Annotated in this window: 24 protein-coding genes; 20 read left to right on the top strand and 4 right to left on the bottom strand. The window is 62.7% G+C overall.

Annotated elements, in window-relative coordinates; genetic code table 11:
* The first annotated feature begins 20 nt into the window (after positions 1–20).
* Genes NVB75_RS08460 through NVB75_RS08440 form a run of 5 tightly spaced genes read left to right on the top strand, consistent with a single transcriptional unit; the run spans position 21 to position 4,519 of the window.
* The gene (locus tag NVB75_RS08460) at positions 21–377 is read left to right on the top strand and encodes a hypothetical protein (protein ID WP_218264571.1); all 357 of its coding nucleotides are present in this window, start codon (positions 21–23) and stop codon (positions 375–377) included.
* Complete coding sequence (locus NVB75_RS08455; RefSeq protein WP_017477037.1) at positions 377–712, top strand: lipopolysaccharide assembly protein LapB; 336 nt, start codon at positions 377–379, stop codon at positions 710–712. The genes NVB75_RS08460 and NVB75_RS08455 overlap by 1 nt, the downstream gene beginning before the upstream one ends.
* Positions 709–2,847, top strand: coding sequence for a type III secretion system export apparatus subunit SctV (sctV, locus tag NVB75_RS08450; RefSeq protein ID WP_258346815.1), 2,139 nt, complete (start codon positions 709–711; stop codon positions 2,845–2,847). Before NVB75_RS08455 ends, sctV begins: the two co-directional genes overlap by 4 nt.
* Positions 2,844–4,124: a type II and III secretion system protein family protein gene (locus NVB75_RS08445; RefSeq protein WP_076014153.1), complete on the top strand. Its 1,281-nt coding sequence runs from the start codon at positions 2,844–2,846 to the stop codon at positions 4,122–4,124. The genes sctV and NVB75_RS08445 overlap by 4 nt, the downstream gene beginning before the upstream one ends.
* Before the next feature lie 14 nt (positions 4,125–4,138).
* Positions 4,139–4,519, top strand: coding sequence for a hypothetical protein (locus NVB75_RS08440; RefSeq protein ID WP_076014152.1), 381 nt, complete (start codon positions 4,139–4,141; stop codon positions 4,517–4,519).
* Positions 4,520–4,647: 128 nt separating this feature from the next.
* Here NVB75_RS08440 and NVB75_RS08435 read toward each other — a convergent pair whose 3' ends face one another.
* Complete coding sequence (locus NVB75_RS08435; RefSeq protein ID WP_258346814.1) at positions 4,648–5,412, bottom strand: tetratricopeptide repeat protein; 765 nt, start codon at positions 5,410–5,412, stop codon at positions 4,648–4,650.
* A 48-nt stretch (positions 5,413–5,460) separates the two neighbouring features.
* Here NVB75_RS08435 and NVB75_RS08430 point away from each other — a divergent pair, with 48 nt between their 5' ends.
* The 15 genes from NVB75_RS08430 to NVB75_RS08360 all read left to right on the top strand — a co-directional run bounded on the left by NVB75_RS08430 (position 5,461) and on the right by NVB75_RS08360 (position 16,237).
* A complete protein-coding gene (locus tag NVB75_RS08430; protein ID WP_258346813.1) occupies positions 5,461–6,027 on the top strand; it encodes a type III secretion protein in 567 nt (188 codons plus the stop codon).
* Between the two features lie 31 nt (positions 6,028–6,058).
* On the top strand, positions 6,059–6,289 hold the full coding sequence (locus NVB75_RS08425) for a hypothetical protein (RefSeq protein ID WP_003208330.1): 231 nt from the start codon (positions 6,059–6,061) through the stop codon (positions 6,287–6,289).
* A 9-nt stretch (positions 6,290–6,298) separates the two neighbouring features.
* A complete protein-coding gene (locus NVB75_RS08420; protein WP_258346812.1) occupies positions 6,299–6,736 on the top strand; it encodes a hypothetical protein in 438 nt (145 codons plus the stop codon).
* A gap of 4 nt (positions 6,737–6,740) precedes the next feature.
* The gene (sctJ, locus tag NVB75_RS08415) at positions 6,741–7,523 is read left to right on the top strand and encodes a type III secretion system inner membrane ring lipoprotein SctJ (protein ID WP_258346811.1); all 783 of its coding nucleotides are present in this window, start codon (positions 6,741–6,743) and stop codon (positions 7,521–7,523) included.
* Positions 7,520–8,137, top strand: a complete 618-nt coding sequence (locus NVB75_RS08410) for a type III secretion protein (protein ID WP_258346810.1) — start codon at positions 7,520–7,522, stop codon at positions 8,135–8,137. Before sctJ ends, NVB75_RS08410 begins: the two co-directional genes overlap by 4 nt.
* Complete coding sequence (locus tag NVB75_RS08405; protein WP_258346809.1) at positions 8,130–8,708, top strand: FliH/SctL family protein; 579 nt, start codon at positions 8,130–8,132, stop codon at positions 8,706–8,708. The genes NVB75_RS08410 and NVB75_RS08405 overlap by 8 nt, the downstream gene beginning before the upstream one ends.
* Positions 8,705–10,027 carry a FliI/YscN family ATPase gene (locus NVB75_RS08400; RefSeq protein ID WP_258346808.1) on the top strand — a complete coding sequence of 441 codons (1,323 nt, stop codon included), beginning with the start codon at positions 8,705–8,707 and terminating at the stop codon, positions 10,025–10,027. The genes NVB75_RS08405 and NVB75_RS08400 overlap by 4 nt, the downstream gene beginning before the upstream one ends.
* 545 nt (positions 10,028–10,572) lie before the next feature.
* Positions 10,573–11,127 (top strand): hypothetical protein, encoded by a 555-nt coding sequence (locus NVB75_RS08395; RefSeq protein ID WP_258346807.1) that lies wholly within the window; start codon positions 10,573–10,575, stop codon positions 11,125–11,127.
* A complete protein-coding gene (locus NVB75_RS08390) occupies positions 11,117–11,566 on the top strand; it encodes a hypothetical protein (protein ID WP_258346806.1) in 450 nt (149 codons plus the stop codon). The genes NVB75_RS08395 and NVB75_RS08390 overlap by 11 nt, the downstream gene beginning before the upstream one ends.
* Positions 11,563–12,564 carry a type III secretion system cytoplasmic ring protein SctQ gene (sctQ, locus tag NVB75_RS08385; protein ID WP_258346805.1) on the top strand — a complete coding sequence of 334 codons (1,002 nt, stop codon included), beginning with the start codon at positions 11,563–11,565 and terminating at the stop codon, positions 12,562–12,564. Before NVB75_RS08390 ends, sctQ begins: the two co-directional genes overlap by 4 nt.
* Complete coding sequence (gene sctR / locus NVB75_RS08380; protein ID WP_003208316.1) at positions 12,561–13,214, top strand: type III secretion system export apparatus subunit SctR; 654 nt, start codon at positions 12,561–12,563, stop codon at positions 13,212–13,214. The genes sctQ and sctR overlap by 4 nt, the downstream gene beginning before the upstream one ends.
* Before the next feature lie 10 nt (positions 13,215–13,224).
* Complete coding sequence (gene sctS / locus NVB75_RS08375) at positions 13,225–13,494, top strand: type III secretion system export apparatus subunit SctS (RefSeq protein WP_003208314.1); 270 nt, start codon at positions 13,225–13,227, stop codon at positions 13,492–13,494.
* A gap of 6 nt (positions 13,495–13,500) precedes the next feature.
* Complete coding sequence (gene sctT, locus NVB75_RS08370; protein WP_003208312.1) at positions 13,501–14,313, top strand: type III secretion system export apparatus subunit SctT; 813 nt, start codon at positions 13,501–13,503, stop codon at positions 14,311–14,313.
* Positions 14,314–14,316: 3 nt separating this feature from the next.
* Positions 14,317–15,363, top strand: coding sequence for an EscU/YscU/HrcU family type III secretion system export apparatus switch protein (locus NVB75_RS08365; RefSeq protein ID WP_258346803.1), 1,047 nt, complete (start codon positions 14,317–14,319; stop codon positions 15,361–15,363).
* A gap of 121 nt (positions 15,364–15,484) precedes the next feature.
* On the top strand, positions 15,485–16,237 hold the full coding sequence (locus NVB75_RS08360) for a hypothetical protein (RefSeq protein WP_258346802.1): 753 nt from the start codon (positions 15,485–15,487) through the stop codon (positions 16,235–16,237).
* Between the two features lie 71 nt (positions 16,238–16,308).
* Here NVB75_RS08360 and NVB75_RS08355 read toward each other — a convergent pair whose 3' ends face one another.
* From NVB75_RS08355 to NVB75_RS08345, 3 genes are all read right to left on the bottom strand, one after another.
* Complete coding sequence (locus NVB75_RS08355) at positions 16,309–19,779, bottom strand: hypothetical protein (protein ID WP_258346801.1); 3,471 nt, start codon at positions 19,777–19,779, stop codon at positions 16,309–16,311.
* 177 nt (positions 19,780–19,956) lie between these two features.
* Positions 19,957–20,517: a hypothetical protein gene (locus NVB75_RS08350; protein WP_258346800.1), complete on the bottom strand. Its 561-nt coding sequence runs from the start codon at positions 20,515–20,517 to the stop codon at positions 19,957–19,959.
* Entirely contained in the window at positions 20,514–21,428 is a 915-nt protein-coding gene (locus NVB75_RS08345) for an NAD synthetase (RefSeq protein WP_258346799.1), read from the bottom strand. The genes NVB75_RS08350 and NVB75_RS08345 overlap by 4 nt, the downstream gene beginning before the upstream one ends.
* Between the last annotated feature and the right edge of the window lie 176 nt (positions 21,429–21,604).

The raw sequence follows: 21,604 nt of genomic DNA, 5'->3' as shown, positions 1-21,604 counted from the left end.
TTTTCAGCTAAGGCCCCGGGATGAAAGTCGAACCCCGTCCGTTGATTCCCAGTGATGTGCGCAGCGCGCCGGTGGAGGCGATCCGCCCGGTCAATTCGCGCCAGGCCACCGCCTTCGAGGCCGTGCTGAAAACCCGCAAGGTCCAGTCCCGCCGCTCCCTGCGCAGTGACCTGGAAGAACTCACCAGCGCCGCCGGCGTCGACTCGCTGCTGTTCGGCAGTGCACGGTCCCTGGAGTTGCTGGATCACGTGATGCAGCACCTGTTGCCGAACCTCGACGCCGAGCCGGAGATCAAGGCGCTGGCCCATGACCTGATCAGCGAGGAAATCGAGATGCGCCGCACCCTCGAACAACAACGCTCGGAGGTCCAGGCCTGATGTCCCGGAATAACGACGACGCGGTGCAATTGCTCAAGGGCATTGGCGAGCTGTACCGGCGCAACGGCCAGTCCCAGCGTGCGCTGGTGATGTTGCTGATTGCCGTGAGCGTGGCGCCCGACGACGGCCTGCTGCTGCGCTCGCTGGTGCTGGCGTTTACCGACAGCGGCGACTTTACCCGCGCACTCGCGGCCCTGGACCGCCTGGTGGCGCTGGAAGGCGAGTCCGCCAGCCTGTTGCTGCTACGCGCCCGGGCGCTGTGGTACGGCGAACGCAAGGACGAAGCGCGCCAGTGCTTCAAACGCTACCTGGCTGCACGGAGAGTGGCGCCATGAACCTGCTCAATCGCCTGAACGGCATCGCGCGCATGGCCGCCCAGCGTACCGACGTGATCATCGTCGCGTTCATGCTGATGGCGATTGTGATGATGATCATCCCGCTGCCCACCTACCTGGTGGACATGCTGATCGGCCTGAACATCGCCCTGAGCATCCTGATCCTGATCGTGGCTTTCTACATCGGCCACTCGGTGGAATTCTCGGCGCTGCCGCCGCTGATTCTGCTCAGCACCCTGTTTCGCCTGTCGCTGTCCATCACCACCACGCGCTTGATTCTGCTGCACGGCGACGCCGGCCACATCGTCAAGGCCTTCGGCGACTTCGTGATTGCCGGCCAGGTGGTGGTGGGCATGGTGGTGTTCCTGATCATCACCGTGGCGCAGTTCGTGGTGATCACCAAGGGCGCCGAGCGGGTCGCGGAAGTGGCGGCGCGCTTCACCCTGGACGCGATGCCCGGCAAACAGATGAGCATCGACAACGACCTGCGCAACGGCGATATCGACCAGGCCGAAGCCCGGCGCCGGCGCTCTCGCCTGGAGCGCGAGAGCCAGATGTTCGGCGCGATGGACGGGGCGATGAAGTTCGTCAAAGGCGATGCGATTGCCGGGTTGGTGATCCTCGCGGTGAACCTGCTGGGCGGCATGCTGATCGGCATGATCGAGCGCGACATGACCTTCGGCGCGGCGGTGCACACCTATTCGCTGCTGACCGTAGGCGACGGTTTGATCGCACAGATCCCGGCGCTGCTGATCTCGGTAGCGGCGGGCACCGTGGTGACTCGGGTCAACAGCGACGGTGAGTCGGGTGACCTCGGCAGCGAGATTCTCAAGCAGTTGGGGGCCAGCTACCGGGCCCTTGGTCTGACCGCATTGATCATGGTCGGCGTCAGCGTGATCCCGGGTTTTCCGACCTGGGTGTTCCTCGGGTTGTCGCTGGTGTTCGGCGGCGCGGCCTTCGTGATGTACCGCCGTCATACCCGTGAACACCAGGTGGAACCCGAGGCGCTGATCGAGACCCTGGAACCGGTGGTGGAAGTGCAGGCCGAGCAGGATTACGGCGTGGCCCCCGACACGCGGGTGCTGCTGACCCTCGGCAGCGCCTTGGCCCTCAGCGCACCGCGCCAGCTGTTGAGCCAGCGCATCGAAGCGCTGTGTCACGACATTCGCAGCGACCTCGGCGTCGACATGCCGGTGCCGGGCATTCACATGGACGCCAAGGCCACGCCGGGCAGCTTCCGGGTGTCCCTGGAAGGCGTGCCGGTCAGCGAAGGCGAGATGCCGATCAACTGCCTGTTGTTGCAGGACGATCCGGTGCACGTGCAACTGCTGGACATCGCCACCCTGCAAGCCGATTCGCCCCTCAATGGCCGCGCCGCACACTGGATCGAGCGCCAGCACGAAGACGCGTTGCGCACCGCCGGCATCGGTTTCCTGCTACCGGATGAGGTGCTGCGCGGCGTGCTGGAGCGCAGCCTGCGCCGCTATGCCGCGGACTTCCTTGGCATTCAGGAAACCCGCCTGCTGCTTGAACGCACCGAAGCCACCTACGGCGAACTGGTCAAGGAAGCCTTGCGCCTGGTGCCGTTGCAGCGGGTGGCCGAGACCCTGCGCCTGCTGGTGGGAGAGGGCGTGTCGATCCGCAATCAACGGGCCTTGCTCGAAGCCATGGTGGAGTGGGGCGCCCGGGAAACCGACGCCGGCCGCCTCGCCGAACACCTGCGTGCCGCGTTGGCGCGGCAGATCAGCCATCAATATGCCGACCGCAATCGGGTGATTGGTGCCCTGGTATTGGCGCCGGGCTTGGAAGACCAACTGCGCGCGTCCCTGCGTCGCCAGGAGCCCAGCCGCGAAGTGATCCCGGAAGAGGTCAACCGCGCCTTGCTCGCCCAACTGCGCCAGGCCTGCGACAAAACCGTCGAGGCCAACAGCGCGGTGTTGCTGGTGCATCCGGAATTGCGCCGCAGCCTGCGCCGCTTGGTGCTGCGCGGTGAACTGGAGCTGGCGGTGCTGTCGTTTCGCGAGCTGGCCACTGAATACAACCTGCAAGCGCTGGTGACTATCAGCCTCACCGATACCTCCAACCGCCGTGCACCTGCCGCGGCTTCCGTCACTTCCCTGGCGTCTGCCTCATGATTCGTTTTTCTCTGTTGTTGCTGACGTTGGCGTCGTTTTTGTGCAGCGCCCAGGACATTGCCAATGGGGCCCAAGGCTCCATCAGCCTCGCCTCCGGTGAAGGCCGAATCCTGCATTTTGTCGCCCCGGTGGAGTCGGTGCTGGTGGCCGAACCGGGGATTGCCGACCTGCAAGTGGTGTCGCCCGGTGTGATCTATATCTTCGGCAAGGCCCCGGGCAATACCAGCCTGATAGCCCTGGGCAGCGACGGCAAACAGCTCGCCAGCCTGTCCCTGGCCGTCAGCAGCGCCACCCAGGCGGTGACCGCGCCGATGCAGGAATTGCATCCCGGCAATGGCGCGCAGATCAGCGGCGCCGGCAACCGCTTGATCGCCAAGGGCACGGTGCGCAGCGTGGGCGAGGCGACGGATTTGAATGCCTTGCTCAACCCCCAGGGCCAGGGTTTTCAGAGCGCGGTCAACACCACTGAATATGCCGGTGCGGCCCAGGTCAATTTGCGCGTGCGGTTCGCTGAAGTGTCCCGCTCGGAGCTGTTGCACTACGGCGTGAACTGGAACGCCATGTTCAGCAACGGCACGTTTTCCTTCGGCCTGATCACCGGTGGGCCGCTGGCAGCGGCGACCGCGGGTGGCTTGGCGGCGGCGGGCAGCGGTTCGGGCAACACCAATATCGACGGCATGCTCGACGCGTTGCAGGCCAACGGGATTCTGCAAATTCTGGCCGAGCCGAATATCACCGCCATGACCGGACAGACCGCGAGCTTCCTGGCGGGCGGCGAAGTGGCGATTCCGGTGCCGGTGAATCGGGACCTGGTGGGGATCGAATACAAGTCGTTCGGCGTGTCGCTGCTGTTCAACCCGACGCTGCTGCCCAACGGCCGGATCGCCCTGCAAGTGCGTCCGGAGGTCAGCAGTGTGGTGAGTGGCGGAACGGTGGATTTCGGCAATTTCCATGTGCCGTCGTTCAGCGTGCGCCGCGCCGATACGCGGGTGGAAGTGGGCAGCGGGCAGACGTTTGCGATTGCCGGGCTGTTCCAGCGTGAGAGCAGCCAGGACATCGAGAAGCTGCCGTTGCTGGGTGACTTGCCGATTCTGGGCAACCTGTTTCGCTCCAAGCGCTTCCAGCGCAATGAAACCGAGTTGGTGATTTTGATCACGCCGTACCTGGTGGAGCCGGTACGCAGTCGCACCCTGGCCACGCCGCTGGATGCGCAGCCTGCCACCGCCGCAGCGGCGGGGCCACGCAGTGGTGGGGCGTTCGGTTTTTACATGAATTGATGAGGGGGCATGTCATGAAAGTTTCGCGTTTGTTGATGTGTTTGCCCCTGTTGGTGGTGGGGTGCAAGACGCATCTGGCGCCGGTGTATTACTCACCGCAATATCAGGCGGACGGGTTGCCGAGCCAGTGCCAGCAGCCGCCGGCCAAGGATGAGATTGGGCTGGATGAGGATTTCAAGGCGACCTTGCCGTTGGGCTGTGCCAACAATTTGAATTTGATGCAGATGGTGGAGCAGCGGCAGGATTTGAATCAGGGGCGGGCCACCGGGCCGGCGATGGCGGCGCCGGTTGGGCGGGCGGCGCAGGTGTATATCGAGGGGTTTGATCGGGAGCAGTTGCAGCGGCGTCAGGCTCAGCAAGAGGCCAAGGCGGGCGCTCCGGGAGCGGAGCAATGAACCCCACGCTGATCGTTCCCACGCTCTGCGTGGGAATGCCGCCCCGGACGCTCCGCGTCCCGCGATGGATGCAAGGTGACGCGGAGCGTCACAGGATGCATTCCCACGCAGAGCGTGGGAACGATCAGTCAGTGCGTGTCCACCAGCCCCAATTCACGCGCTTGCGCAATCGGATCGCTGATGGCTTTGATGCGGTTGGCTTCGGTGATCAGACGTGCGCGCTCAGCGGCCGGAATATCGTCCAGCGGCAAGCTGGCCACTCGTTGTTCGTATCCCGCCAATACCAGCACCAACAATTCATTTCGCTGATGCCGTGGCAACGCGCGGGGCGATTGGGTGACGGGGGCGATGGTGTCCAATGCCTGTTGCGCCTGGCCGCCAAGGGCGTAGGCCAGGGCCAGGTTGCAGCGGCTGTCGAGGTCGTCGGGTTGCAGACCCAGGCTTTTGGCGAAGGCGGTTTGTGCCGTCACCGCCTGGCCGTTCAGCACGTGGGCGATGCCCAATCGGGTGTACGCGACCGGCGACTGGCTGGCCTCTGCGGCTTGCCCCAGGGCCGTCACGGCGCGTTGGGTTTTGCCCAGTCGCAGTTGCGCGGTGCCCAGGCCCAGCAAGGCGTCGGCGTTGTGCGCCTGGAGGCCGAGGGCTTGTTGGAAGGCGCGTTCGGCACCAGGCGCGTCGTTGCCGTCGAGCCGCGCCTGGCCGAGTTTGAGCCACAAATCGATGCCGGCGCCCGGTTGCTGGGCCGCCCGTTCGTACAGCGCCGCCGCGCTGGCGTAGTCGCCGCGTTGGTTCAGATCGTTGGCCAGCTTTACCGAGCGATCGGTATCGCTCGGTGCAGTACTGGAACAGGCGGCCAGCAACAGGCTGCCGGCAAGCAAAAAGTGTTTGGTCATCGTCACAACTCGTTGGGCGAAGGCGGACGTCATGTAAGCATATTTTCCATGGCGCTCCTATGTCTGTCGGTGCTGTTTGGCGCCTCGATTGCCCACGCCGATGAAGAGCCCGAATGGTTTGCCAAACCCTACGCCTACGTACTGGTGGATCAGGACGTGCGCGCGGCCCTCGAAGAATTCGGCCACAACCTCGACATCCCGCTGGTGCTCTCGGACAAGGTGCGTGGCAAGGCCCGCAGCACCATGCGCGCCGCCACCGCCGGGGAGTTTTTGCAGACGCTGTGCAGCACCAACGGCCTGACCTGGTACTTCGACGGCAACCTGCTGTACCTCAATGCCAGCGACGAAATCACCACCAAGCTGTTCAAGGCCAACGCCCTGAACCTGGACCAGTTGCAGGCCTATCTGAACAACCTCGATGTGTTCGGCCAACAGTTGTCGATGCGCAACGGCCCCGAGGGCGATGAAGTCTTTGTATCCGGGCCGCCGCCGTACCTGGCGCTGGTTCAGCAGCATGTGGATCACCTGCAACCCAAGGCCGCGGCGCCCGTCGTGGCGCGCGAGCACGGCGTGCGGGTGTTTCGCGGTGCCCAGGTGAGCACCGAAACCCCTTGATTCACCCCAACCCCAGTAAAGGAGCATGACCATGTCCGTAACCGCCGTAGACAGCAACCTCGCCCCCGGTGGCGCCAGCCCTGAAGCCAAGTTCAACGCCGCGGTGGATAACGCCAAGAGCGCCGACAAACCGGAGATGACCGACGCCGAATTCACCGATGCCCTGATCACCCAGGCGGTCACCATCGGCGGTCAATTCATCATCATGCCCAAGGCGCAGGAAATGCTGAATGACGCCATGTCCGATGACGACGAAGAGTAGGGAGCACCCATGACCATCATTCTCGCTGCCAGCGCCACGGCCTTGCCGCCGTCCGCCGGCGCGGGGCCCGCCGGGGCCTCGCAGAATCTGTTCGAGCACATGGCCAATACGGCCAAGGGCATGCCCGAGGGCGCCAGCCCCCATCAGATCGGCTCGGGCCTGATGGAGCGCCTGAACAGTTTTATCGACCGCTCCCGGACCTTTTCCGAGCGCGCCGATTTACTTACCAATAACCCGTCGGCGCCGCCCCAAGTGGCCGCTGCGGATATTCGCACCACGGGTGCCTCGCCCACTGCAGAACCTGGCAAGAAAGTCGCCGAGCAGCAGGTCGACCAGATCGTCCATTCACTGGGCAAGATGTTCGACTACTCCATCGAAACCCAGATGGTGGTGCGCGGTGCGACGCAGATTTCCGGGTCCGCCAACACGCTGCTCAAGGGTCAATAACGCCATGCCAAGCCCGAATCATGCCCTGCGCCTGCTGCTGATCGGCCTGCTCGCCAGCCTCTTGCAGGCCTGCGACATGGACCTCTACACCAACCTCAGCGAGCGCGACGCCAACGCCATGGTCGCGGTGCTGCTGCGCGACGGCATCCCGGCGACGCGCAAGGTGCAGGACAACGGCCAGTTGAAAGTGGTGGTCGACGAACAACGCTTCGCCGAAGCCATGACCCTGCTGGACAACGCCGGCCTGCCGCAGCAGAGCTTTTCCAACATGGGCGAGGTGTTCAAGGGCAACGGCCTGGTGTCGTCGCCGGTGCAGGAGCGGGCGCAGATGATCTATGCCTTGAGCGAAGAACTGTCCCACTCGGTGTCGCAGATCGACGGCATCGTCTCGGCGCGGGTGCATGTGGTGCTGCCGGACAATGACCTGCTCAAGCGAGTGATCTCGCCCTCGTCGGCCTCGGTACTGGTGCGCTACGACCCGGGCACCGATATCAATACCCTGATCCCGCAGATCAAGACCCTGGTGGCCAACGGTATTTCCGGCCTGAGCTACGACGGCGTTTCGGTGACGGCGATCAAGGCCGCCGTGTCCATCAGCCAGAACCCGGCGCAACCGCGATTGGCGCGCTTCATGGGCCTGTGGCTGTTGGAAGACAACCTCAACCAGGCACGGTTGCTGGTCGGCGGTTTGCTGCTGCTCGCCCTCGGCGCGTGTGGCGTGTTGGCCCGTCAGCACTGGGCGCGGCGCCAGTCCCAGGCGTTGTATGTGCTCAAGGAGGGTGAATGAGCCTGGTTGAACGTTGGCAGGGCCTGATCGCCCAGCCGTTGCAGTTTGTGCGCGAGCAAAGCCTCGGCGAGTGTTTCGGCGAAGGCCTGCCGGTCGAGGTGCTGCAAGCCTTGCACGGGCATCCGCGTTTTCGGTCGCGCCTGGAGCAGTTGCTGGCCAGCCATTATCAGCTGGCGCCGCTGGCGCATCTGGTCACGCCACCCGCCGCCGATTTGCCGGTGTTGCTGCTGAACCCGGGGCAATTTGAGCGATTGCCCAGGCTGTGTGGCGCGATCTGGCATGCCTCGACCCTGAGCCGGGAGATCCGCCGCGAAGTGGTCAATGAATTGCGCGAAGGCCTCGGTCAGGAAGCCTTTGCCCTGGCCCTGGCGAACCGGCAGTTGGGCGGCGCGGCCGACCTGCTGCGGGAGCCCGCCGAGTTGATCGACGCTATCGACCGCGATGGCCTCACCTGTGTCGCCGCCTGGCTGCAGGCCCAGCCCGCCGAGTTGCAGGGCTGGTTGCCCCTGCGTTTTGTCGCCCCCAAGGGTTATAGCGGGCGCTTGCCCCGCGACCTGGAAATTGTCCAGACCGTCGCTGCCCGGTTGCTCTCGGAGGAGATTGCCCATGAGTGAATTACCCAGCCGTCCCGCCGCGCGGATTTTGCGCGCCGATGAAGCGGCGTTGTGGACCGATGGTTTCGCCTTCGTGCAAGCCGCCAAGGAACACGCCGAGCAGATCAAGGCCGACAGTGACCAGTGGCTGCACAGCGCCCGTGCCGAAGGCTTTGAGAGCGCCCGCCGGGAAGGCGCCGAACAGGTCGCGCAGCTGCTGCTGGAAACCCAGGCCCAGGTCCAGCACTACCTGGCCGGGCTTGAAGCTTCGCTGGCGGACCTGGCCCTGGGCATCGTGCGTGAAGTACTCGGCGAGCTGGACGACACCGACCGGGTGGTGCGCTGCACGCGGCAGGCGTTGAGCGCGTTTCGTCAGGGCCAGGCGCTGACCTTGTGGGTGCCAGCGGCCGAAGTGAATGCCCTGCGCCAACAGTTGCTGAAGGACGGCATTGCCGTGGAGGCCGATGCGCAATTGAGCCCCGGCCAGGCCCGCCTCAGCAGCCCGGCGGGCTCGGTTGAGTTGGGGCTGGAAGCGCAGCTGCAAACCCTGCGCCGCAGCCTGCTGCCCTTTGCCGAAGAGGGCGTGGCATGAACCTCAATCAACTGCTGCCGCGCCTGACCGATCGCCTGTCTCAGGCCCGTTTGCGTCCGATGCAAGGCACGGTGCTGAGTATTCGCGGGGTGTTGCTGCGGGCCAGCGTGGCGGGGGCGAGCATCGGCGAGCTGTGTCATTTGCGCGATCCGGTGAGTGGCCGCAGCCTTAGTGCCGAAGTGATTGGGTTTGATGGTGATGAAGCGATCCTGTCGCCCATCGGCTCCATGGAAGGCCTGTCGACCCGCACGCAAATCATCGCCACCGGCGAAAGCCTCGGTGTGGCGGTAGGCGATGCGCAACTGGGGCGGGTGATCAGCCCCATGGGCGAGTTTCTTGATGGTGACGGTGTACCGCCGACCTTGAACTTGCAGACTTACCCCTTGCACGCCGAGCCGCCGGCGCCGTTCTCACGGCAACTGATCGTACGCTCCATGGCGTTGGGCATTCGCTCCATCGATGGTTTGCTGACCCTTGCCCAGGGCCAGCGCATGGGCATCTTTGGCGAACCCGGGGTGGGCAAATCCTCATTGTTGGCGAGCATCATCCGCAACAGTGAAGCCGATGTGATTGTCATCGGCCTGATCGGCGAGCGGGGCAGGGAAGTGCGCGAACTGCTGGACGTGCAACTGGACGCCCAGGCCCGCGCGCGGACCGTTGCGGTAGTCGCCACCTCCGACCGCCCGGCGGCCGAGCGAGTACGTGCGGCGTTTGTCGCCACCACCCTGGCCGAGTACCACCGCGACCAGGGCCGCAACGTACTGCTGCTGATGGACAGCCTCACGCGGTTCGCCCGGGCCCAGCGCGAAATTGGCTTGGCGGTGGGTGAGCCACCGACACGTCGCGGCTATCCACCGTCGTTTTTCGCCACCTTACCCAAGTTGCTGGAGCGTGCCGGCCCGGGGCCCACCGGCAGCATCACCGCGCTTTACACCGTGCTCACCGAAGGCGACGCCGCCAGCGATCCGGTGGCCGAGGAAGCGCGTTCGATCCTCGACGGGCACATCGCCCTCAGCGCCGAACTGGCCCAGCGCAACTACTTTCCGGCGGTGGACGTGCTGCGCAGTCGCAGCCGGTTGATGGAGCAGGTGGCGGGTGACGAACACAAGCGCCTGGCAATGCGCATCCGTGAATTGATGGCGCGCTACGGCGAAATCGAAATGCTGATCCGCGTCGGCGAGTACTCCGCCGGCAGCGACCCCCTGGCCGACGAAGCGATCGCCCGCCATGCCGCGATCGAAGCCTTCCTGCGCCAAAACGCCGACGAACCCAGCAGCCCCGAACACACCTTGATCCGCATGCGCCAGGTGCTCGCATGAACCCGAAAGCGCAGCAAGATCCAGCGTGGGAGCTGTCGAGCTTCAGCGATGCTGCGATGGCGTCAGCACAGCCAACATCAATGCTGCCTGACCCTCCGCTATCGCAGCCTCGCCGGGGCTCGACAGCTCCTACATTTGATCTTCATGCACTCCTTGATTCGCATGCGCCAGGTGCTGGCATGAGCTTGAAAGCACAGCAAGATCCAGCGTGGGAGCTGTCGAGCTTCAGCGAGGCTGCGATGGCGTCAGCACAGCCAATATCAATGTTGCCTGACCCACCGCTATCGCAGCCTCGCCGGGGCTCGACAGCTCCTACATTTGATCTTCATGCACTCCTTGATTCGCATGCGCCAGGTGGTGGCATGAACCCGAAAGCACAGCAAGATCCAGCGTGGGAGCTGTCGAGCTTCAGCGAGGCTGCGATGGCGTCAGCACAGCCGACATCAATGCTGCCAGACCCACCGCTATCGCAGCCTCGCCGGGGCTCGACAGCTCCCACATTTGATCTTCATGCACTCCTTGATTCGCATGCGCCAGGTGCTGGCATGAGCCTGAAAGCACAGCAAGATCCAGCGTGGGAGCTGTCGAGCTTCAGCGAGGCTGCGATGGCGTCAGCACAGCCAACATCAATGTTGCCTGACCCACCGCTTTCGCAGACTCGCCGGGGCTCGACAGCTCCCACATTTGATCTTCATGCACTCCTTGATCCGTATGCGCCAGGTGCTGGCATGAATCCGAAAGCACAGCGCGATCCAGCGTGGGAGCTGTCGAGCTTCAGCGAGGCTGCGATGGCGTCAGCACAGCCAACATCAATGCTGCCTGACCCACCGCTATCGCAGCCTCGCCGGGGCTCGACAGCTCCTACATTCGATCTTCATGCACTCCTTGATTCGCATGCGCCAGGTGCTGGCATGAACCCGAAAGCACAGCAAGATCCAGCGTGGGAGCTGTCGAGCTTTAGCGAGGCTGCGATGGCGTCAGCACAGCCGACATCGATGTTGCAGCGTTGCCGGGACTCTACAGCTCCCACATTCGATCTTCATGCACTCAGTGAGTGCGCTGTTGGTATGACGATGGAGAAAAGAACCGATGAAGACTGAACAACTGCGCACCCTGCAAACCCTGCGGGTGCTGCGGGAACAGCGGGCAGCGAGCCAGTTGGCGGCGCAGCAGCAGCGCTGCGCGCAAACCCACGGCGCCCTGACTGATGCCAAGGAGCAATTGCGCCTGCACCGTGAAGCCGTTGCCCGTGAAGCCGGCGAGATTTACGCCTCACTCACAGAGGGCTTGTCGGTGGCCAGTTGGCAAGCGGCCCAGGATCGCCTGCGAGGCTTGTCCGACGATGAGCGCTTGCTTGAAGGCGACGTCAGCCAAGTCTCCAGCACCCTGCAAACCCAGGAGCGCGAGCGTGAGCTGTTTCGCCAGGAACGCCTGAGCCGCCAGCGTCAGTCCGACGCCTGGCAAAGCCTGTTGGACGGGCGTGAAAGCAGCGAACGAGTGGCCGGCGAGCTGCGTGAAGAACAAGGGCTCGGCACATGATCGTCGCCCTTGCCGACCCGCTGGGCCCTTGGCTCGAACACCACGACCCGGCGCTGCTCACCGTGCATAACCAACTGCACCGCCGGCGCCATGCGTGGCAGGGCCGCTGCGCCGGGCAGGACTTGAGCGTCGCCTGGGCCGCCGATCCTCAGCCACTGAAAAACCCCCGGGATGTGCAACTGCTGCTCGGGCAATCACCGGTGCGCCTGCGACTTTCGGCTGCCGCCCTGGAACAGGTACTGGTGCCGCTGGCGTTGCAGTTTGACGCGCAGGTGCTGCCGTCATTGCCGCGCTCGCTGTTGCTGGAGCTGGCTGTGCTGGATCTGATCGAGCGCCTGGAGCCGTTGCTCGGCCACCCCGTGCAGTTGCTCGAAGCCAGTGACGAGGCGCGGTCTTACCCCGTGCACCTGGCGCTGACATTGACCTTCGGCAACACCCCGCCAATGGCCGCTCAGCTTGACCTGAGCGAAAGCGCTGCGTTCCTGGTGGCGCAGTTGCTGGAGCAACACGGTCAGGTCCAGGCTGACCCGTTACCCGCACTGCGCCAGACACTCTCGGTGCTTACCGGGCAGCAATGGCTGAGCCTCGGTGAGTTGCGCAGCCTGCAGCCCGGCGATGTGCTGATGCTCGAAGCCGGCAGCGGCCTGCTGCTGGACCTTGAGGGCCGCCTGCAAGCCCGCTGCCGGCGTGACGGCTCATCGCTGCAGCTACAGGAACCTTTGAAATCGCCCCTTTTGGACATGGAGAACACAATGACTGATGTCGATGCCGCCGCAGCTCTGGACGATTTGCCCCTCAAGCTGGTATGCCAGGTCGGCAGCCTGGAACTGACCCTGGCGCAGTTGCGGGAGCTGGGGGCGGGCAGCTTGCTGCAGTTGAACACGCCAACGGTGGATGGCGTGGACCTGATGGTCAACGGCCGCCGCGTCGGCCAGGGCCAACTGGTGAAGATCGGTGATGGCCTGGGTGTGCGCCTGCTGAGTTTCGCCACCCCATGACCGGTTATCAGCCGAACCTGATCGAGATCATCCTGGTGGTTGCCACCATCGGGTTGATCCCGCTGGCGGTGGTGACCCTCACCGGCTTCATGAAAATCTCGGTGGTGCTGTTCCTGATCCGCAACGCCCTGGGCGTGCAGCAAACGCCGCCGAACCTGGTGCTGTACGGCATCGCGCTGATTCTCTCGGTGTACGTGACTACGCCGTTGATTGGCGACATGTACCGCCAGGTGGAAGGGCGCGACCTGAACATCGAGCACGTCGAGCAACTCAAGGACCTCGGCGACGCCTTGCGCCCGCCGCTGCAGGCGCACCTGGCGCGCTTTGCCAACGAGTCCGAGCGCGGCTTTTTCGTGCAGGCCACCGAGACCATCTGGTCGCCGGAAGCCCGTGCCGACCTGCGGGATGACGACCTGGTGGTGCTGATCCCGGCGTTTGTCAGTTCGGAGCTGACCCGGGCCTTCGAGATCGGGTTCCTGCTGTACATCCCGTTCCTGGTGGTGGATTTGCTGGTGTCCAACGTGCTGATGGCGATGGGCATGTCGATGGTCTCGCCGAACCTGATTTCGATCCCGCTGAAAATCTTCCTGTTCGTGTCATTGAGCGGCTGGTCGCGCCTGATGCACGGTTTGATTCTGAGTTACGGCTGAGGCACGACCCATGGGCCAGGACGTTTTCCTGTCATTGATGAAACAGGCACTGATGACCGTGCTGATGCTCTCTGCGCCGGCGCTGGGGGTAGCGATTATCGTCGGCTTGAGCGTGGGCCTGTTCCAGGCGCTGACCCAGATTCAGGACCAGACCTTGCCCCAGGTAGTGAAGCTGGTGGCGGTGCTGCTGACCATCGTGTTCCTGGGGCCGGTGCTGGCGGGGCAAGTGGCGGAACTCGGCAGCCAGGTGCTGGACAACTTCCCGCTGTGGACGCGCTGACCCCCCATGGATGCCAGCCTTACCGCACAGTTTCTCGAAGTCGCCTACCCGGTGATCAGCTCGGCCTCGCTGGCCGCCTGCCGGGCCATGGGCGTGGTGGTGATCACCCCGGCGTTCAACCGCCTCGGGCTCACCGGGATGATTCGCGGCTGCGTGGCCGTGGCGATTTCGATCCCGATGTTCATGCCGGTATTCGACGCCATGACCTCGATGCCCAACCACGGCAGCCTGTTTATCGCCGGGTTGCTGATCAAGGAATTCCTGATCGGCATCCTGATCGGCCTGTTGTTCGGCATACCGTTCTGGGCGGCGGAAGTGGCGGGGGAGTTGATCGACCTGCAGCGTGGCTCGACCATGGCGCAACTGGTGGACCCGTTGTCTACCGGGGAATCAAGTGTGATGTCCACGTTGCTGACGGTGATGTTGATCACGCTGTTCTTCATGTCCGGCGGTTTTATCCTGATGGTCGACGGCTATTACCACAGCTACCAGCTCTGGCCGGTGACCGCGTTTACCCCGGTATTTGCCAGCTCGGCGTTGCTGGCGGTGCTGTCGATCCTTGACCAGATCATGCGCGTCGGGGTGCTGATGGTCTCGCCGCTGATCATCTCGCTGCTGGTCACCGACTTGATGCTCGCGTACCTGTCGCGCATGGCGCCGAACCTGCACATTTTTGACCTGTCGTTGCCGGTGAAAAACCTGTTTTTCTCGATCCTGATGGTGATCTACATCGGCTTCCTGATTCCATTGATGCTGGACCAACTGGCAGAGTTTCGCGGCACCGTAGAATTGCTGAAAACCCTGGCGGGCATGGAGTAAGGCATGGGCGATACCAGCGAAGAAAAATCCCAACCGGCCACGGACAAAAAGCTCAAGGACGCGCGCAAGAAGGGCCAGGTCGCCAAGAGCCAGGACCTGGTCTCGGGCATGGTCATCCTGTTTTGCACCCTGTGCATTTCCATCCTCGCACCTCGGGCCCAGGCCCAGGTCACCGCGCTGATCGACCTGACCGCGCAGATCTACATCGAACCCTTCGCCACGGTGTGGCCACGGGTGCTGGACCATGCCGAGCAACTGGTGATCGGCATCACCCTGCCGGTGATGGCCGTGACCACCGGGGTGGTGATCCTGACCAATATCATCACCATGCGCGGCTTTGTGTTTTCCGTGGAGCCGATCAAGCCGGAGTTCAAGCGCATCAACCCGGCGGAAGGCTTCAAGAAGCTGTTCGCCTTGCGCAATTTTGTGGAATTCATCAAGGGCCTGATCAAGGTACATGTGCTGGCCGTGGCGTTCTACGTGGTGGGGCGGCACGCGTTGCAGGCATTGATGGAGTCTTCGCGGTGCGGCGCCGGGTGTATCGAATCGACGTTTTTTCTGGTGCTCAAACCGCTGGTGTTTACCGTACTCGCCGCTTTCATCCTGGTGGGCGGGGTGGACGTGTTGATGCAACGCTGGCTGTTCGGCCGCGACATGAAAATGACCCGTAGCGAGACCAAGCGCGAGCGCAAGGACATTGACGGCGACCCGCTGATCAAGAGCGAGCGCCGGCGCCAGCGCCAGGAGATGCAGGCGTTGGCCACCAAGCTGGGGTTGGGTCGGGCGTCGATGATGATCGGCACCACCGACGGCTGGGTGATTGGCGTGCGCTATGTGCGTGGAGAAACGCCGGTGCCGGTGGTGGTGTGCCGGGCGTCGCCGGAGGAGGCGTTGGGGATGTTGCAGGAGGCGTTCGACCTGGGCATCCCGCAGGCACCGGACAAAAACCTGGCGCAGGCGATTGCCAGGAAGACCGTACCGGGAGACCCGGTACCGGATGCGTCGTTTCAGGCGGTGGCGGACTGGTTGGTGGCGGCACGGTTGATCTGAGGCCGGCGGGCAGCGCTGGAACCGAAGCAGACCGCTGCGCCACAGAGCAACAGTCTGCCGCTACTCCGTTTTCCGACGGCATGCAGGGCAGGTATGTCGAACAGACCAGGAAAATTCAATCATGACGCTAACCCATTCATTCAGTACGCCTCACACACAGCACTCGTATCTCAACGGTCACTCCCAGCACGCGCATCGCCCCTCTGGCAACGCCTATGCCCGGCATTCAGACGCGGCCCTGGCCCTGGCGTTTGACAAGAACTTCGATGCCTTCAGGCCGTCGGGTTCAAGCAATGCGACACAAGGAAAAATTCGTGAGGTTGCCGAGCGGCCACTAACGGGATACCCACAACGGGATAACCTGACGATGCTGGCCAGGGAAGTACTCAAGCGCGATAACGTGATGAGTGAGCTGGACTCGGTGGACCACGGCGGTCATCGGGACGGCATTATTGGCCGGTATAATCCGAAGAACGCTGCCAACAAGTTATCGGACTGCCCGCCGCCTGACCCTTGCTACTCGAAACCCTGCCGCCCGCAACCTGGCAGGCCAAAGCCATGCGGTTCTTCGCCGTTCAATATTTATAGCAGTATGTCGGACTCCAGCGTGGCGCTGGCGTTTGGCAATAACTACAAGGAGTTCGGCAACCCGCAAAGAAATGGTGTGGCAGACCTTGGGCAGATCTTCAAAATGGCGGGGCGCGAGATGAGCGGCAACTGGGCGCAGGACAACATGACGTTGCTTGCCCGGGAAATCGTCAAGCGGCCTCATGTGAGCCATGCATTGGATTCCATCGATGACAACGGCAGGCAGGACGGCATTATCGGTTATCGCAATGCACAGCTGGCATCCGCTCACCTGGCGCGCCGCTGAGCACACCACCCTGATCCTGAACCCTGTGGGGCCGGTCGGCCACACAGGGTTTCTACGGGGTGCCGGGGCACTCAGGGCTTGTCTACATCGTGATACTCACCGCCATATCCATCCCCCACCCGCCAAATGATGTCGTGGTTTTCATTGGTCCATTCCGACGGTTTCAGCGAGTACTTGTAGTCCTCTGAGTTACGGTTATTTCCGTCGCCGATAAAGTCCGGATGGTCCCGCCGATGGTCGCCACCACGAATACTCGAGCGGGCATCCCACTCTTCCTTGCGGAAATCAAAAATACTCTGGTCCTGCGGCGCATCCCGCTGGCCCCAGTCGGACAGGTAGGTCTGCAACCACACATACGCCTCATCCCCGTTGGGCTTGAGCAACCCGTCCTGCTTGAAGTCCTGGATCTGATTCCAGTTCTGCATCGAGATTTTGTGCAGTTTGTGGGACTGCACCGTGCTCAGGATCGCTCCGACAAACGACAACGCCCCGGAGATCAAAAAGCCCACCGGCCCCAGGAACGGAATGATCCGCCCGGTTACCCCCAGGGTGGTGAGTACGCCGCCGCCAGCCGCCACCAGGCTGCTGACGCCACCGGCCATGGACAGTGAGCCGGAGGCGATTTTTACCGGGTCTTTCTCACGCACGCCGTCACGCAAGGTAAACGCCGCCTGGACCACACTGATCACGCCGCCCGCCACGTCGGTGGCCATGCCGATCACCTTGATCGCGCTGCTGGCGAACTTCGCGCCAAAGCCTGCACCGGCCACGCCACCGCGGCTGGCGATGCCTTTTTCGATGCCTTCCTGGACCTTCTTCGCGCCTTCGTCGCTCCAGCCGCCGCTGTTGAGGGCCTTGCCCACGTCCTTGCCGTCGTCCATGGCCTGATCGACGATCTCGAAGTACTTCTTCTGGACCGCCTCGGCGTCCTTGGGCAGCGCGTGGTAACCCTCGCCGGGCTTGGCCCACAGGTCGGGCAGGGAACGGTCGAAGCCCATCAGTTTGTAGGCGTTGGTGCCGCGCAACTTGTCATAGACCTTCAAGCCCAGCGTGGCGAAGTGTGAGCCGGTGCCGAGGAAGCCAAGGAAGTCGTTGGCGATGCCCAGGCGCTTCATCGGCGTGTCGGCGAGCTTGCCGCCCTGGCCTGCGAGTTGGTAGACGATCCGGCCCATCCCGATCGCGCCGCCCACCGAGCCGAGTACGCCGTTGTCCTTGAGGAAGTTGAGGTTCTTCACGAAGGCACTGCGGTTCTCTTCGCTGAGGCCCGGCATGATTTCCTTGCTCACCGCCTTGTCGATGTCGCTGAAGCTGATCACGCCGTTTTTCTGCCAGGTATCGCCGAGGGAAATCATCGCCTTGCCGAAGTCGGCGGCGGCGTTTTTGTCCTTGAGCAACTGGTCGACGAACTTCGAATACACCCCCAGCGCCTGTCGCGGCAGACCGTCGGCGCCGCCCTTGAGCATCGACAGGATCGCCATCGTGTTGTCGGTGGTGGCCAGGGCGGTGTTGTCGTCGGAGATTTTGGTCGGGTCGTCCATCAGCTTTTCAACGGCGTCGGTGTAGCCGTCGATCTGCAGGTTTTGCAGGAAGTTGTCGGCCTTGGCCGGGTCGATATCGGCCAGGGCGGTGTACGCGGTCTGGATTTCCTGGGTCGCCAGTTCGGTCTTGCCGCTGTCCTGCAAGGACTTGATGTACTTGGTGAAATTCTCCGAGGAGGTGCTGTCGATCAGTTTCTGCCGGGTCTCGTCGACCTTGGCCTGGCCGCCGTCGACCTTACCCAGCGCCGCGTCGTGATTGGCCTTGATGTCGTGCTGGATGGTCGAGTCGCCGAGCAGGTCGTTGAGGGTCTGGTCGATGGCCTTGGTGTCGAAGATGTTGTCGCGCACGTCCCGCGAGGTCACGTCGATGGGCGTTGTGGCGATGCCCTGGTTGCCGAAGCCGTGCTCGGGGATGATCGACATGCCATTGTCGGCCATGCTTCGGGCTTCCACCGCCCGCAGGAACTTGGCGCGTGGGTCGTCCTTGCCGATGCTGCCGTCCTTGACCCCGGCGCGGTAGCTGTCCACCAGGGTTTTCATCGACAGGTCCTGCACCGACAGCGGGTTGCCGCTTTCATCTTTCTCGGTGGTGGTCAGGTTGTCGACGGACACATCCTTGAGGGGCGGCAGGCCGTTGTCGGTGCGCAGCTTGTCGACGTCGGTGGTCTGCGCGGCGATGTCGCTGCGGTAGCTGGAAATCTGCTCGAACAGCTGTGGGTTGCTGTCTTCCGACACCACGATTTTCTCTTCGCTGCCCCCCGGCTTGTGCTGAGTGAAGGCGATCAGGCCGGGGCCATAATCACCGGCGCCGCCGACGCTCATGATGTCTTCGGTGGAGGGCAGGTACGCATCCGGAGCGGCGAGGGTGTAGCCGTCGCCCTTGGCCTTTTCGATGCCGGCCAGGGTTTGGCCCTGGGTGGTGTAGGTGGCAAAGGCTTCGGGGGTGATGTCCTTGGACACCACCAGCAATTTGCCGTCGGCCTGGTTGACCACGAGAATGCCGTCCATGGGCGTGTCGACCTTGCTGATGTCCCCCAGCTTCAGGCTGGCTTCGTCCTTGCGCAGCAGTGCCTGGCCGGGCAGGGACTGGGCGTTCTTGATGTAGTCGAAGGCCTGCGAACCCTCGCTGGCGTGCACGGCGTGGAGGAAGTTGTAGAAGGTGCCGCCCGCGTTGGGGTTGGGGTTGCTGAGGTCGGCACCGGGCTGCGGCAGGTCGGCTTCGGACTTGCTGATCGCGTACTTGTGGCCCTGGTGTTCGAACAGAATCACCCCGGCGCTGCTGTCTTCGGACACCACCTTCAACTGACTGAAATCGAGGTCTCCCGGCAGGCTGGTGACTTCTTCATAACCCTTGGCTTTGCCGTCATTGAGCGCCTCCTTGGTCACCCCGGCCTGGGTGTAGGTGCTGAAGGCCTGGGGCGTGAGCAATTCGGAGATGACCAGGGTCTGGCCGTTTTCCAGGGTCACTTTGAGGACGCCGTCTTCGGCCTTGCCCACGGATTTGATATTGGCCAGGCGTACGCCGTCGCCGTCCTCGCGCAGCAGTTGCTGGTCGGGGTTCTTCAGGCTTTCGACGATGGCCTTGCCGGCGGGGGTACCCTGGGTTTCGGCCAGGGTCTGGAGGAAGGTGTACAGCGGCGTGCCTTCGTCGGGACCGCCCTGGTTGACGGGGGCCACGGCATGGCCGAAGCGCAGGTTTTTCAGCACGTCGAACCCGTCCTGGGCGTTCGCCGCACCCTCGGCACTGATCTTGTATTTGACGCCGTCCTGTTCGAAGTAGATCACCCCGGCGTCTTTGTCCTGGGAGATGACCTTGAGCTTGTCGATGTCGAGCTTGGCCGGGAGGGCGGTGACTTCCTTGTAGTCCTCGGGCTTAAGGGTTTTGTCGCCCGGCCCGGTGCTGGCAAGGATTTTGGCTTTGTTCAGGACGGCGTCGAAAACCCGCTGGGGAGCGTTGGGTTGATCGACGCGGGGGGAGGCGGATTTTTCGGGACGGGTGATCATTGGTTCAGTCCATGTGAGGGGCGCACGAGGACTCGATACTAGGGGCTGCAAGTGGGTAAAAGCGGGTTTGTTGGCAACAAGTCACAAGCTTTCACGGGTGTGAATTCGCGGAAATGTCCTCGACGCCTCCCAGCGTCTCCATCGCAGTGGGCAATGCATCCCGACATCAGGTCCAGGTCACCACCACTTCCATCTTCCCTGTTCTTTCAGCGTCGCAATGATGGCTTCGCGTTTGTGCCGGATCTCAAGCATTTTCTGGCGCATTTCCCGGCAGCGGTTGCTGTTTAGGATCAGCAAGCCCACGAGTGGGCCAAGAAGGGCCATGGAGTAGAGGTAGGTGTTGGGGCGGTAGGTGATGGCAGGGAGCGATATCAGCAGGCAGATAAGATAAACCCCTATATGTATCCAGACCCAATGAGTTCGCCCGGCCAACACCTGCGCCTTGGCGAGAGAAAACACCACGCTCAACGCCAACGCTCCGAAAAAAACGCTTTTGGTGACCACGTCTATTTGGAGTCCGGAGAGATAACTTACTGCCACCAAGAGAGCGGCCATCGCAATCGAAAAACAACCAGCAAGAAGATCTCCCCCTATGACCGGCATGTAACGCTTTAGCAGAGGGCGCGGGTCTTCAATGTAAAAAGCCGAGTAATAAAGATCTTTCCCGCTCATTGTTTTCCAGTTTTTTAAGTCGCCACTCAGGTTGTCCTGGGGGGCTGTCTTTTTATGCTTGTTCACTGGCTCACCTCTTCATAGATACCAATAGCCAGTGTCTTGACGTTTCCTGACATGGCGCTGCTGGTGAAACCCAGCGTTGCTGCCAAGGCATCTCTGATGTGGTTGGTGGTCGCTTTCTGCATTTGTGTTGCACTGATGCGCTTGGTGGCCGCACCGGAAGCCTGTTTTAACTTGAGTAGCTTCGGTGTCAGGCGCGGGTCCCTGATCTTGAGCAGCTCATCATTCAGCTTCGCTCGTTCTTGACGGTTAAGTCCTCTCAGCACTTGTCGTAAGGGCTTGCCGGTTACTTTTGTGGTCGTATTGATCGCTTTTATCGTGGTCAACGTTGAGGTCGCGATGCCCAGCAAGGCAACGCTGTCCAATAAAACCATTACGGCCCGATACCAGGCTTCGTTGTCCAGGTAGTCATAAGCTGCAGGAAGCGCAACTTCAAATCCAGTTCGAAGCACTCCCGCAACGCACTGCGCGATACTCGCTGTTGCAGCCGCTTTCCCAATAAACGTAATCACCGCACTGGTCCCGGCCGTAAATGGCATCAGCGCAATCCCACTTGAAATCACCACCCAGCTCAGTATCGCCCCCGTGCACGTCACTGCAGTATTCAACGCTTCGGCCACCCGTTTCGACTCCCGAGGTTCGTGGGCCAGCATCCGCTTGAACTCTGAAGGCCCCACATACCTGGGCGCCTCGCGCAACACCACCTTCTTGGGCACCACGCTGCAAATCGGCTGGAATTCGCGCAGGGTCACTACGTTGAACTGCTCATCGATGTACACCACGCCGGCGCCGATCAGCGCCGGATCGCTGTCGATGGCGAAGAACAACCGGTGCAGGTCGAGGCTGCTTTCAATCCGTTGGCGGGTGGTGAGATGGGCTGAAGGGAATCCGTCTTTCAGCAGGGAAGCAGCCATTCCTTAACTCCTGGAGTTTGCGAGAGCCGAGAGAGTAGAGAGGGCGTGGCGCACATGAATGTAGGAGCGTTCGCTTTTTCAAGACAGGCACTTCCCGATCCCGCTTGGGCGTCTTGTGAGCACCACGCCGCATAAGGAAGAGTGCGCCCCTCGCCACTACCGGCGAAAACCAACAC

Origin of the sequence: Pseudomonas sp. CBS (genome assembly GCF_024734645.1) — a bacterium.
In the GTDB taxonomy this organism is placed as follows: domain Bacteria; phylum Pseudomonadota; class Gammaproteobacteria; order Pseudomonadales; family Pseudomonadaceae; genus Aquipseudomonas.
The sequence above is the reverse complement of the archived record's forward strand: the minus strand, read 5'-3'. Positions and strand labels throughout refer to the sequence as shown.